Below are 13,355 nucleotides of genomic sequence, written 5' to 3'. Positions count from 1 at the left end.
TGCGGTGCTCGTATGCGTCGTTCTTATCAGACGCCTGAGCGGGCGCTTAGTGCGCGGGCTCGAAGCGCACCACGACGGACTTGGAGGCGGGGGTGTTGCTGGTGTCGGCGGTGGAGTCGAGCGGGACCAGCACATTGGTCTCCGGGTAGTACGCGGCGGCGCAGCCCCGGGCGGTGGGGTAGTGGACGACGCGGAAGCCGGGGGCGCGGCGTTCCACCCCGTCCTTCCACTCGCTGACCAGATCGGTGTACGACCCGTCGGCGAGCCCGAGGGCGGCCGCGTCCTGCGGGTGTACGAGGACGACGCGGCGGCCGCCCTTGATGCCCCGGTAGCGGTCGTCCAGGCCGTAGATCGTGGTGTTGTACTGGTCGTGGGAGCGCAGGGTCTGGAGCAGCAGCCGGCCTTCGGGCACTTCGGGGGACTCGACCGGCGCGGCGGTGAAGTTGGCCTTCCCGGTGGCGGTGGGGAAGCGGCGGGAGTCGCGGGGGCCGTGCGGGAGGGTGAAGCCGCCGGGGTGGGCGATGCGCGCGTTGAAGTTCTCGAAGCCGGGGACGACGCGGGAGATGCGGTCCCGGATGGTGGCGTAGTCCTTCTCGAACTCCTCCCAGGGCGTGGTGGACGCGGGCCCGAGGACGGCGCGGGCGAGGCGGGCGACGATGGCGGGTTCGGAGAGGAGGTGGGGGCTCGCGGGGGTGAGGTTGCCGCGTGAGGCGTGGACCTTGCTCATGGAGTCCTCGACGGTGACGAACTGCTTGCCGCCCGCCTGGACGTCCTTGTCGGTGCGGCCGAGGGTGGGCAGGATCAGTGCGCGGGCGCCGGTGACCACGTGGGAGCGGTTGAGTTTGGTGGAGACGTGGACGGTGAGGCGCGCGTTGCGCATGGCGGCCTCGGTGACGTGGGTGTCGGGGGTGGCGGCGACGAAGTTGCCGCCCATCGCGAAGAAGACCTTGGCGTCGCCGTCGCGCAGGGCGCGGATCGCGCGGACCACGTCGTAGCCGTGGTGGCGCGGTGAGGTGATTTCGAACTCCTTGTCGAGGGCGTCGAGGAAGGCGGGCGCGGGCCGTTCGAAGATGCCCATGGTGCGGTCGCCCTGGACGTTGGAGTGGCCGCGCACGGGGCAGACGCCGGCGCCGGGGCGGCCGATGTTGCCGCGCAGCAGGAGGAAGTTGACGACCTCGCGGATGGTGGGCACGGAGTGCTTGTGCTGGGTGAGGCCCATGGCCCAGCAGACGACGGTGCGCTCCGAGGCCAGGATCATGGCGAGGGCCTGTTCGACGGCGGCGCGGTCGAGCCCGGTGGCGGCGAGCGTCGTGTCCCAGTCGGCCTCGGCCGCGGCGGCGGCGAACTCCTCGTAGCCGTGGGTGTGTTCGGCGACGAACGTCCGGTCGACGGCGCCCTCGGTCTCCAGGATCAGTTTGTTGAGGAGGCGGAAGAGGGCCTGGTCGCCGCCGATCCGGATCTGGAGGAAGAGATCGTTCAGCGGGGTGCCCTTGAGCATGCCCTGGGGGGTCTGCGGGTTCTTGAAGCGTTCGAGTCCGGCCTCGGGCAGCGGGTTCACCGAGATGATCTTCGCTCCGGCCGCCTTGGCCTGCTCCAGGGCGGAGAGCATCCGGGGGTGGTTGGTGCCGGGGTTCTGCCCGGCGATGATGATCAGGTCGGCGTGGTGCAGGTCCTCCAGGGACACCGAGCCCTTGCCGACGCCGATGGTCTCGGTGAGCGCGGAGCCCGAGGACTCGTGGCACATGTTGGAGCAGTCCGGCAGGTTGTTGGTGCCGAACTCGCGGGCGAAGAGCTGGAGGAGGAACGCGGCCTCGTTGCTGGTGCGCCCGGAGGTGTAGAAGACCGCCTCGTCGGGGGAGTCGAGGGCGCCCAGTTCCTCGGCCATGATGGCGAAGGCCCGCTCCCAGGTGACCGCCTCGTAGCGGTCGGCGCCCTCGGGGAGGTGGACGGGCTGGGTGATGCGGCCCTGCTGGCCGAGCCAGTAGCCGCTGCGCCCGGCGAGGTCGGAGACGGGGTGCGCGGCGAAGAAGTCCGGGGTGACCCGGCGGAGCGTGGCCTCCTCGGCGACGGCCTTGACGCCGTTCTCGCAGAACTCGGCGGTGTGCCGCTTGTCGCCCTCGGGCCAGGCGCAGCCGGGGCAGTCGAAGCCGTCCTTCTGGTTGACCTTGAGGAGGGTCTGCGCGGTGCGGCGCAGGCCCATCTGCTGCTGGGCGACGCGCAGGCTCTGGGCGACGGCGGGCAGCCCGGCGGCGGAGTGCTGGGCCGGTCCGACCCGGGGGGCGTCCTGGACGGGGTCTCCTGCGGGCGGCTTGCTGGCCATGGTGCTCCCCTTCGAGCCGGCTGCGGGGCCCGGGAGGTGTCTCGCGGGTCCGCCGTGTGGGTTTCCTTCTCCCTCCGATCCTGGCACGGGGTGCGGGTGGGGCGCCGGGTGAGGCGTCGCGGGCGGCGGCCGGTCCGGATTGTCAGTGGTCCGTGGCAGGATCGGGGTGTGGCTGAGACGGCATCGAAGAAGACGGCAGACAACCGACCGCGCCTGCTCCTCATGGACGGGCACTCCCTGGCGTACCGGGCGTTCTTCGCCCTGCCCGCGGAGAATTTCACGACGGCGGCGGGCCAGCCGACGAACGCCGTGTACGGCTTCATGTCGATGCTGGCGAACACCCTGCGTGACGAGGCGCCGACGCACTTCGCGGTGGCGTTCGACGTGTCCCGCAAGACGTGGCGCGCTCAGGAGTTCCCCGAGTACAAGGCGAACCGGTCGAAGACGCCCGACGAGTTCAAGGGTCAGGTCGAGCTGATCGGCGAGCTGCTGGACGCGATGCACGCGGACCGGTTCGCGGTCGAGGGCTTCGAGGCGGACGACGTCATCGCCACGCTGGCGACGCAGGCCGAGGCGGCCGGCTTCGAGGTCCTCATCGTCACGGGCGACCGCGACTCCTTCCAGCTGATCACGGACAACGTGACCGTGCTCTACCCCACCAAGGGAGTCTCCGAGCTGACCCGGTTCACACCGGAGAAGGTCGTGGAGAAGTACGGCCTCACCCCCCGGCAGTATCCGGACTTCGCGGCGCTGCGCGGTGACCCGTCGGACAACCTTCCGAGCATCCCCAAGGTCGGTGAGAAGACCGCCGCGAAGTGGATCAACCAGTTCGGCTCGTTCGACGAGCTGATCGCCCGGGCCGATGAGGTCAAGGGCGTCGCCGGGCAGAATCTCCGCGACCATCTCGACGCGGTGAAGATGAACCGCGTGCTGACCGAGATGGTCCGGGACGTGGAGCTGCCGAAGACCCCGGAAGGGCTGGAGCGGGCCCCCTACGACCGCACGGCGGTCACCGGCATCCTCGACATACTGGAGATCCGCAACCCGAGCCTGCGCGAGCGGCTGCTCGCGGTGGACCCGGGCGCCGCGGAGGCCGAGCCGCCGGCGCCCGCCGCCGGGATCGAGCTGGACGGGACCGTGCTCTCCACCGGCGAGGTGGGCGCCTGGCTGGCGGAGCACGGCGCGCAGCCGCTCGGCGTCATGACGGTCGACACCTGGGCGCTCGGCGCGGGCACGGTCACCGAGATCGCGCTCGCCGCCGCCGACGGTTCCGCCGCCTGGCTGGACCCGGCGCAGCTGGACGAGGCCGACGAGCAGGCGTTCGCCGCCTGGGTCGCGGACCCGGCCCGGCCCAAGGTCATGCACAACGCGAAGAGCGCGATGCGGGTCTTCCCGGAGCACGGCTGGCATCTCGACGGCGTCACGATGGACACCGCGCTCGCCGCGTATCTGGTGAAGCCGGGCCGCCGTTCCTTCGCGCTGGACGCGCTGGCCGTGGAGTATCTGGGCCGGGAGCTCGCCCCGGCCGCCGCGGCCGACGGCCAGCTGGCGTTCGGCGCCGACGACCGGGCGGAGGCCGACGCCCTGATGGCGCAGGCCCGCGCGGTCCTGGATCTCGGTGACGCGTTCACGGAGCGGCTGAAGGAGGTCGGCGCGGCCGAGCTGCTGCACGACATGGAGCTCCCGACGTCGATCCTGCTCGCCCGCCTGGAGCGGCACGGCATCGCGGCGGACCGGGCGCACCTGGAGGGCATGGAGCAGCAGTTCGCCGGTGCCGTCCAGCAGGCGGTGAAGGAGGCGCACGCGTCGGTGGGCCGGGAGTTCAACCTCGGTTCGCCCAAGCAGCTCCAGGAGGTCCTGTTCGGGGAGCTGGGCCTGCCGAAGACCAAGAAGACCAAGACCGGTTACACGACGGACGCGGACGCGCTGGCCTGGCTGGCCGCCCAGACCGAGCACGAGCTGCCCGTCCTCATGCTCCGCCACCGCGAGCAGGCGAAGCTGCGGGTCACCGTCGAGGGCCTGGTGAAGACGATCGCGGCGGACGGCCGTATCCACACCACGTTCAACCAGACGGTGGCGGCGACCGGCCGCCTCTCCTCCACCGACCCGAATCTGCAGAACATCCCCGTCCGCACGGACGAGGGCCGGGCGATCCGTCGCGGCTTCGTCGTCGGCGAGGGCTTCGAGACGCTGATGACGGCCGACTACAGCCAGATCGAGCTGCGCGTGATGGCCCACCTCTCCGAGGACGCGGGCCTGATCGAGGCGTTCACCTCCGGCGAGGATCTGCACACCACAGTCGCCTCGCAGGTCTTCGGCGTCGAGAAGACGGCGGTCGACCCGGAGATGCGGCGCAAGATCAAGGCCATGAGTTACGGCCTGGCGTACGGGCTCTCCGCCTTCGGCCTCTCCCAGCAGCTGAACATCGAGGCGGGCGAGGCCCGGGTCCTGATGGACACCTACTTCGAGCGGTTCGGCGGGGTCCGGGACTATCTGCGCCGCGTGGTCGAGGAGGCCCGGGCCACGGGATACACGGAGACGATCTTCGGCCGCCGCCGCTATCTCCCCGACCTCAACAGCGACAACCGCCAGCGCCGCGAGACCGCCGAGCGGATGGCGCTCAACGCCCCGATCCAGGGCACCGCCGCCGACATCGTCAAGGTCGCCATGCTCCACGTCGACCGGGCGCTGACCGAGGCGGAGCTGAAGTCCCGGATGCTGCTCCAGGTGCACGACGAAATCGTGCTGGAGATCGCCGCGGGCGAGCGGGAGCAGGTCGAGCGCATCCTGCGCCACGAGATGTCCACGGCGGTGCGGCTGCGCGCCCCGCTGGACGTGTCGGTCGGCGTCGGCGGCGACTGGGAGTCAGCGGCCCACTGACCGCTTCCGGCCGGGGTCCGCAGGGGCCCCGGCCGCCTCCGCCTCCCACCGCGCCGGGGCCGCCCGCACCGCCGCCGCGTACAGCAGGAGCCCCGCCGCGAGGCCGGCGCCCGCGCCGAAGCAGGCCGTCGGGATGATGTCCAGCGGCGTGTCGACGTGCCCGTAGTACGCGTACCAGCGGGCGCACCGGTGGGCGGTGCCCAGGACGGCGCAGAGACCGATGCCGGTGAGTGCCCAGCCCCGGGCCCGTCCGCTGAGGGCCGGCACGGAGGCGGGCGCCGGCCGGTCACCGGTGCGCCGCAGCCCCGACAGGGTGAACCAGGCGAGCAGGAGCAGGGCCGGGGCCGATGTGCCGTACTGGACGAGCGTGAAGACCGGGTATCCGGCCACGCTGCCGTCGAGCCCGGGCACCAGCCGTACGCCCCACCGGTCGTGATGGGTGAAGGCGTCCCACACGACGTGGGTGGCGGACCCGATCACCGCCGACACCGCGAACCACGCGGCGTCCCGCACGCCAAGCCCCCACCGTCCGGGGCCCGTCGGGGCCCCGCCGCCGCGCAGCCAGGCGTGCACGCGCCCCCGCCACCGCCGGGGCAGCAGCGCCACCAGCGGGTCGCGCAGCAGCAGCCACAGCCCGAGTGCCAGCGCGGTGATCAGGACGTCCACGGTGACGACACCCCACACCGCGTGCGTGATCTCCCCGAACTCCATCGCGCCCGGAACCAACGAGTCCGCGAAGTACGTCAGATCGGGGGCGAACGACCCGGCGACCAGGGCGGATGCGAGCAGCGGACCGCGGCCCGTGCCGTCGCGCCGGATCCCCGGGAGCACGGCGGCGGCATGGCTGAGCGTGAAGGGCATGCGGGCAGTATGCGTGACCCGGAGGGGCAGGACCGGGGTGTCCCGGCGGGCAGGAAGATCCGTCACGGGGATGTCCGCGCGTGGACAACTTGTGTTCAGGAAGGTGAGAAAGCGGTAAGAACCGGCCCGCCCACTGTGTGCGTGCCGCAGGAGTTGCCGTAGGGTCGCCTGAGTCCAGGCGCAGGGGAGCGCCGACAGCGACGAGGGGGAGGGCCCACACGTCATGGCAGCGCAATTCGGTCGCCGACTGTACAGAGGAGCGGCCACCACCGCCGTGGCCGCCGTCGCCGTGGCGGCGCTCTCCGCCTCGCAGGCCCCCGGCGCCCCGTCCCCGCTGGCCGCGGACGGCGAGCAGCCGGCCGCCGGCTCCTCGACCCCCGCCGACCCGGGCGGCGGCGTCTCCGGCGACTCGCCGTACTACACGGACCTGCCCCCGCTGAACACCCCGGAGAAGCCCGGCAGTTCGGCCGACATTCCGGTGACCGGCCCCGCCGAGTCCGGCATACCCGCCTCCGTTCTCGCGGCGTACAAGAAGGCCGAGCGGACGATCGCGGGCACGGACGCGGCGTGCCGGCTGCCGTGGCAGCTGCTGGCCGCGATCGGCAAGGTCGAGTCCGGGCAGGCCCGCGGCGGCCGGGTCGACGCGCAGGGCACCACGCTCTCCCCGATCCTCGGCCCCGCCCTCGACGGCAACGGCTTCGCCCTGATCAAGGACACCGACAACGGCGCCTACGACGGGGACCGGACGCACGACCGGGCGGTCGGCCCGATGCAGTTCATCCCGTCCACCTGGGCGACCTGGGGCCAGGACGGCAACGGCGACGGCCGCAAGGACCCCAACAACGTCTACGACGCCGCGCTCGCCGCCGGACGCTATCTCTGCGCCGGCGACCGCGACCTGTCGGCCGCCACCGACCTGGACCGGGCGGTCCTGAGCTACAACCACTCCGACGTGTACCTGCGTACGGTCCGGTCCTGGTTCACGTACTACAACCGCGGCACGCACGAGGTGCCCGACGGCACCGGTGTCCTCCCGACCGGCCCCACCAGCCGCGACCCCGGCCCCGGGCGACGGCACGGCGGCCCGTCGAGCACCCCGTCCCCGTCCCCGACGCCGTCGCCGTCCAAGACGCCGAGGCCGGGCACGTCCACCGAGCCCACCAAGCCGTCCGAGCCGAGCCCCGAGCCCTCCAAGCCGAAGCCTCCGACGCACACCCCGACTCCGGCGCCCAGCCCGTCCCAGCAGGTGGCGGTGGTGCAGAACGACGGCACCGGCACGCTGACCGCCGCCGCCGGCGAGAAGTTCGCCGGAACGGCGAAGGTGCTGGCGCGCGACGGCGCCGGCAAGCCGGTCGCCAAGGCGCAGGTGACCTTCACCATCAGCGGTGACACCGACGCCGCGTTCGACGGCGGCTTCACGTCGGTCACCCTCCGCACCGGGACCGACGGCAGGGTGTCCTCGCCGGTGCTCCTCGCGGGCGAGAAGACCGGCGGGTTCACCGTGCGGGCCGCCGTTCAGGGCACCTCGGCCGCCACCACGTTCAAGGCGACCGTCACCGCCCGCCAGGCCGACGCCATCGCCAGGACCGGCACCACCGAGCTGACCGCCGTCGCCGGGGAGACCTTCGACGACATCACCGTCGCCGCCACCTACAAGGGCAGGGCCGCGGGCAAGGTCGCCGTCACCGCCACGATGATCACCGACGGCGACGACCCGGCCGTGAACGACGAGGGCCCGTACTGCACGAACGACGCGGGCGACCCCGTCCGCACCATCGAGCTCACCACGGCGGCCGACGGCAGCCTGAAGCTCCCGAAGTTCTACGCGGACGGCCCCGCCGGCACGTACAAGCTGCGCCTCACCACCGAGGGCGGCGCCACGGTCACCATCGACCTGACCGTCGAGGAGCGCGCGGCCACCGCCGCCTCCTGACGCGGACCGGCCCGGTCAGCCCCTCCGCCGCTCCCGGCCGAGGGGCTGACCCGCGCTCACTCCCGCTTCAGCCGCGCCTTCGTGAACCGGGTCGCCTCCGTCGTCGTCGGGTCCTCCGGCCACGGGTGCTTCGGATAGCGGCCGCGCAGCTCCGCCCGGACCGCCTTGTAGCCGTCGCGCCAGAACGACGCCAGGTCCGCCGTCACCGCCGCCGGCCGTCCGGCGGGGGAGAGCAGGTGGACCAGGACCGGCACGCCCGCCACCTCCGGGGTCTCCTGGAGGCCGAACAGCTCCTGGAGCTTCACCGCGAGCACCGGCTGGTCCCCGCCGTACTCGACCCGGATCCGCGAACCGCTCGGCACTCCGATCCGCTCCGGCGCCAGCTCGTCCAGGCGGACCGCCTCGCCCGTCGTCCACGGCAGCAGCCGCCGCAGCGCCTGCCCCGCGTCGATCGCGGCCAGGTCCGAGCGCCGCCGCGCCCGCGACAGCTCGGGCTCCAGCCAGGCCCCGGGGTCCGTGAGCAGCGCCCCGTCCGACACGTCCGGCCACGGCTCACCCAGCACCCGGTGCAGGAAGGCCAGCCGCTCCCGCAGCTGCCCCGCGTCCCGGCTCCACCGCAGCAGTTCCGGGCCCTCCCGCCGCAGACCCGCCACCAGGGCCTCGCGGACCAGCGCCGGATCGGGCTGCTTCAGCGGGCGGGCGGCCAGCTCGACGGCCCCCAGCCGCTCCACCCGGCGGGCCACCACGTCGCGGCCGTCCCAGCGGACCTCCTCGCCCGCGAACCGCAGCGGCCCCGCCGCCAGGAGCGCGGTGTCCTCGTCGATGACGGCCGCCAGGCGCACCCGGGCGGACGCCGCGTGCGCCGGCCGGTCCGCGACCGCCACGGCCAGCCAGGGCGCCCCGCGCAGCCCGGACCCCTCGCCCGGCTCCGCGCCCGTGCCCGACGCCATCAGGAACGCCCCGCCGCCCCGGGCCCGAGCCACCCGCTCCGGGAACGCCAGGGCGGCCACGAGCCCCGCCGCCGCGTCGTCCGCGACGGTCCGGCCGCTGCCGCCGTCGCCCTTGAGCGCGGACGACAGGCGCCGCACCTCCTGGCGCCAGCGGCCCGCGTAGGCGTCCTGGCCCCGGCGCGCGGTGCGCAGCGCGGCCGCCAGGTCGTCCCCGTACGAGCGGGGCGGTTCCTCGCTCAGCAGCGCCACCACCTCGGCGGCCCGGCGCCCGCCCACCTCGGCCGCGCCGTCCAGCAGCGCCCGGGCCAGCCGGGGGTGCAGCCCGAGCCGGGACATCCGCACGCCCCGCTCGGTGACCCGGCCGTCCGGGCCGACCGCGCCGACCGCCCCGAGCACCTCGCGCGCGGCGGCCATCGCCCCCTCCGGCGGTGGGTCGAGCAGGGCGAGCCCGGAGGCGTCCGGATCGCCCCAGCAGGCCGTCTGGAGGGCGAACGCCGTCAGGTCGGCCACCCTGATCTCCGGGGCCGGGAACCGGGCGAGCCGGCCGTCCTCGGCCCGGTCCCAGCAGCGGTACACCGTCCCCGGCGCCTCGCGGCCCGCCCGCCCCGCGCGCTGCCGGCCGGCCGCCTGCGAGGCCCGTACGGTGGTCAGCGCGCTCAGCCCCCGGGCGTGATCGGTGCGCGGCTCCCGGGCGAGCCCCGAGTCGACCACCGTCCGCACCCCGGGGACCGTCAGCGACGATTCGGCCACCGAGGTCGCCAGGACCACCCGCCGCCCCTCCGAGGACCCGGCCAGCACCGCGTCCTGCACGGCCGCCGGGGCCCGTCCGTGCACCTGGAGCACCTCGGCCGCCACGCCCGCCAGCTGCCCGGCCACCCGGCCGATCTCGCCGACGCCGGGCAGGAAGCACAGCACGTCGCCGTCCCGCTCGGCGAGCGCCCGCCGCACCACGGAGGCGACATGGCTCAGCAGCGCCGGGTCGACCCTCATCCCGTGCGGCGGCCGCACCGGCGCGGACGGCGGGGCCCACACCACCTCCACCGGATGCGACACCCCCCGCGCCTCGACCACCGGGGCGTCCCCGAGCAGCCGCGCCCAGCCCTCAGCGTCCGTCGTCGCGGACGCCGCCACCAGCCGCAGGTCCGGGCGGAGCGCCGCGCGCACGTCCAGCAGGAACGCGGCCACCGTGTCCGCGTCCAGATGGCGTTCGTGGCATTCGTCGATGATCACGGCGTCCACCCCGGCCAGCTCCTGGTCGCGCTGCAACCGCTGGAGCAGCACCCCGGTGGTGACGACCTCCACCACGGTGTCCGGGCCCACGACCCGCTCGCCGCGCACGGTGAACCCGACGCGCTCCCCGGTCCGCTCGCCCAGCAGCCACGCCATGCGGCGGGCCGCCGCGCGGGCGGCGATCCGGCGCGGCTCGGCGACGACGACCCGGCGCACCGGGCCCGCGCCGGTCAGCCCGGCCAGGGCGAGCGGGACGAGGGTGGTCTTGCCGGTACCGGGGGGTGCGCACAGCACCGCGGTCCCGTGGTCGTCCAGCGCCTGCCGGAGGGCGGGGACGGCGGTGCGGACGGGCAGCCGGTCGAGGGCGTCGGTGCGGATCACGCCCCCAGTCTCGTACGGCGTGCCCCCGGGCCCCGCACCGGCCGCCGGCTCAGTCCCGTACGCAGACGAAGATCGCGGTCCCCGGGATCAGGTTGCCGCGCAGCGGGGACCAGCCGCCCCACTCCTGGTCGTTCCAGGCGGGCCACTCCGGCTCGACCAGGTCCACCAGCCGGAAGCCGCCCGCGACCACGTCCCGGACCCGGTCGCCCAGTGTGCGGTGGTGCTCGACGTAGACCGCTTCGCCCTGCTCGTCCTGCTCCACGTAGGGCGTGCGGTCGAAGTAGGAGGCGGCCACCGACAGGCCCTCGGGGCCGGGCTCGTCCGGGAAGGCCCAGCGGACGGGGTGCGTCACGGAGAAGACCCAGCGGCCGCCGGGGCGCAGCACCCGGTGGACCTCGCGGAAGACCTGGACCGGGTCGGCGACGAAGGGCACCGCGCCGTAGGCGGAGCAGGCCAGGTCGAAGGAGGCGGTGCGGAACGGCAGCCGTCCGGCATCCGCCTCGACCAGCGGGACGTCCGCGCCGATGCGCAGGGCGTGCTGGAGCTGGCGGTGGGACAGGTCCAGGGCGACGGGGCGGGCGCCCCGCGCGGCCAGCCAGCGGGAGCACTGCGCCGCGCCGGCGCCGATCTCCAGGACGTCGAGCCCCTTCAGCGCGGCGGCGGGGCCCAGGAGCCCGGCCGTCTCCTCGTCCAGGCCCTCGGGGCCCCAGACGAAGCGGTCGTCGCCGAGGAAGGCGCCGTGGTCGCTCTGGTACTCGTCGGCGTTGCGGTCCCACCAGCCGCGGCTGGCCCGGCTGCTCTCGGCGGTCCCGGCGCTGCGGCGGGTCGCCTCGGGTTCGGCGGCGTACATCTCTTGGCTCATCGTGTCCGTCGTTGTAGTTTGCCTTCACCCCGTCGTACGCGGTACGTACCAAGGGGGCCTGCGCGGCGCTGCTCCGGTGTGTCCGGACGTCGCCGGACACGATCTGGCCTCGGTGAACCCGAGTTGTGCCGGATATGGGGCTTTCCGCCCGCGGTGTCCGCCTTCGCGCATTGACCGTGCCCTGCTGCCCCCGTATGCTACAAGTTGCGCTGCGAGCCTGCGCTCCTCAGACCTAGCAGGCCGCGCTCGCATCTGTTGCTAGTCCCCTCGGTTCACGAGGCGCCTTCCGGTCACGGAATTGGCGCTTCCCGGGCTGTCCGGCTTAGGCAGAGGCGATACGGGCTTTCGGCGTAGCAGTACCTACGACTCACTGTCCGTACCGGAGCCCTTTCCCACATGACGAGCAGCACCGAGACCACCGCCACCACTCCGCAGGTTGCGGTCAACGACATCGGCGACGCGGACGCGTTCCTCGCGGCGATCGACGAGACGATCAAGTACTTCAACGACGGCGACATCGTTGACGGTGTCATCGTCAAGGTTGACCGGGACGAGGTTCTCCTCGACATCGGTTACAAGACCGAAGGTGTCATCCCGAGCCGCGAGCTCTCGATCAAGCACGACGTCGACCCGAACGAGGTCGTCAAGGTCGGTGACGAGATCGAGGCCCTGGTTCTCCAGAAGGAGGACAAGGAAGGCCGCCTGATCCTCTCGAAGAAGCGCGCTCAGTACGAGCGTGCCTGGGGCACCATCGAGAAGATCAAGGAAGAGGACGGCATCGTCACCGGTACCGTCATCGAGGTCGTCAAGGGTGGTCTCATCCTCGACATCGGCCTCCGTGGCTTCCTCCCGGCGTCGCTCGTCGAGATGCGTCGCGTCCGCGACCTCCAGCCGTACGTGGGCAAGGAGCTCGAGGCCAAGATCATCGAGCTGGACAAGAACCGCAACAACGTGGTTCTGTCCCGCCGCGCCTGGCTGGAGCAGACCCAGTCCGAGGTCCGCCAGACGTTCCTCACGACCCTCCAGAAGGGTCAGGTCCGCTCCGGCGTCGTCTCCTCGATCGTCAACTTCGGTGCCTTCGTGGACCTGGGTGGCGTCGACGGTCTGGTGCACGTCTCCGAGCTGTCCTGGAAGCACATCGACCACCCCTCCGAGGTTGTCGAGGTCGGCCAGGAGGTCACCGTCGAGGTCCTCGACGTCGACATGGACCGCGAGCGCGTCTCGCTGTCGCTCAAGGCGACGCAGGAAGACCCGTGGCAGCAGTTCGCCCGTACGCACCAGATCGGGCAGGTCGTCCCCGGTAAGGTCACCAAGCTCGTTCCGTTCGGTGCGTTCGTCCGCGTGGACGAGGGCATCGAGGGCCTGGTCCACATCTCCGAGCTGGCCGAGCGCCACGTGGAGATCCCGGAGCAGGTCGTCCAGGTCAACGACGAGATCTTCGTCAAGGTCATCGACATCGACCTTGAGCGCCGTCGCATCAGCCTCTCGCTGAAGCAGGCCAACGAGGCCTTCGGCGGCGACCCGGCGTCGGTCGAGTTCGACCCGACCCTGTACGGCATGGCCGCGTCCTACGACGACCAGGGCAACTACATCTACCCCGAGGGCTTCGACCCCGAGACCAACGACTGGCTCGAGGGCTTCGAGGCTCAGCGCGAGGTCTGGGAGACCCAGTACGCCGAGGCGCAGCAGCGCTTCGAGCAGCACCAGGCCCAGGTCATCAAGTCCCGCGAGGCCGACGAGGCCGCTGCCGCCGAGGGTGCTGCCACCCCCGCCGGCAACACGCAGGCTGCCTCGGGCACCGGCGGCGGCTCCTACTCCTCGGAGTCCTCGGACAACTCCGGCGCCCTGGCGTCGGACGAGGCCCTGGCCGCGCTCCGCGAGAAGCTGGCGGGCGGCCAGAGCTGACGCTCTGTCCCTCCGGCCGGTCATCGGCTGCGG

Annotated in this window: 7 protein-coding genes; 3 read left to right on the top strand and 4 right to left on the bottom strand. The window is 73.0% G+C overall.

Going from position 1 to position 13,355, the window contains the following annotated elements:
• Positions 1-46: 46 nt before the first annotated feature.
• On the bottom strand, positions 47-2,320 hold the full coding sequence (locus tag ACZ6C6_RS01000; protein ID WP_469197800.1) for an FdhF/YdeP family oxidoreductase: 2,274 nt from the start codon (positions 2,318-2,320) through the stop codon (positions 47-49).
• Positions 2,321-2,488: 168 nt separating this feature from the next.
• Here ACZ6C6_RS01000 and polA point away from each other — a divergent pair, with 168 nt between their 5' ends.
• A complete protein-coding gene (gene polA, locus ACZ6C6_RS00995; RefSeq protein ID WP_469197798.1) occupies positions 2,489-5,200 on the top strand; it encodes a DNA polymerase I in 2,712 nt (903 codons plus the stop codon).
• Here the strand turns inward: polA and ACZ6C6_RS00990 are convergent.
• Positions 5,186-6,061, bottom strand: a complete 876-nt coding sequence (locus tag ACZ6C6_RS00990; RefSeq protein ID WP_469197796.1) for a DUF4184 family protein — start codon at positions 6,059-6,061, stop codon at positions 5,186-5,188. The genes polA and ACZ6C6_RS00990 overlap by 15 nt on opposite strands.
• A 223-nt stretch (positions 6,062-6,284) precedes the next feature.
• On the opposite strand from ACZ6C6_RS00990, the gene ACZ6C6_RS00985 reads away from it, so the two are divergent.
• Entirely contained in the window at positions 6,285-7,994 is a 1,710-nt protein-coding gene (locus ACZ6C6_RS00985) for a lytic transglycosylase domain-containing protein (RefSeq protein ID WP_469197794.1), read from the top strand.
• Positions 7,995-8,050: 56 nt separating this feature from the next.
• On the opposite strand, the gene hrpB is transcribed toward ACZ6C6_RS00985, so the two are convergent.
• Positions 8,051-10,555: an ATP-dependent helicase HrpB gene (hrpB, locus tag ACZ6C6_RS00980; RefSeq protein WP_469197792.1), complete on the bottom strand. Its 2,505-nt coding sequence runs from the start codon at positions 10,553-10,555 to the stop codon at positions 8,051-8,053.
• A gap of 49 nt (positions 10,556-10,604) precedes the next feature.
• The gene (locus ACZ6C6_RS00975) at positions 10,605-11,405 is read right to left on the bottom strand and encodes a class I SAM-dependent methyltransferase (protein WP_469199259.1); all 801 of its coding nucleotides are present in this window, start codon (positions 11,403-11,405) and stop codon (positions 10,605-10,607) included.
• A 408-nt stretch (positions 11,406-11,813) separates the two neighbouring features.
• Here ACZ6C6_RS00975 and rpsA point away from each other — a divergent pair, with 408 nt between their 5' ends.
• Entirely contained in the window at positions 11,814-13,322 is a 1,509-nt protein-coding gene (gene rpsA / locus ACZ6C6_RS00970) for a 30S ribosomal protein S1 (protein ID WP_469197791.1), read from the top strand.
• Positions 13,323-13,355 lie beyond the last annotated feature (33 nt).

The organism is Streptomyces sp. NPDC041814, assembly GCF_055590565.1.
The sequence above is the reverse complement of the archived record's forward strand: the minus strand, read 5'-3'. Positions and strand labels throughout refer to the sequence as shown.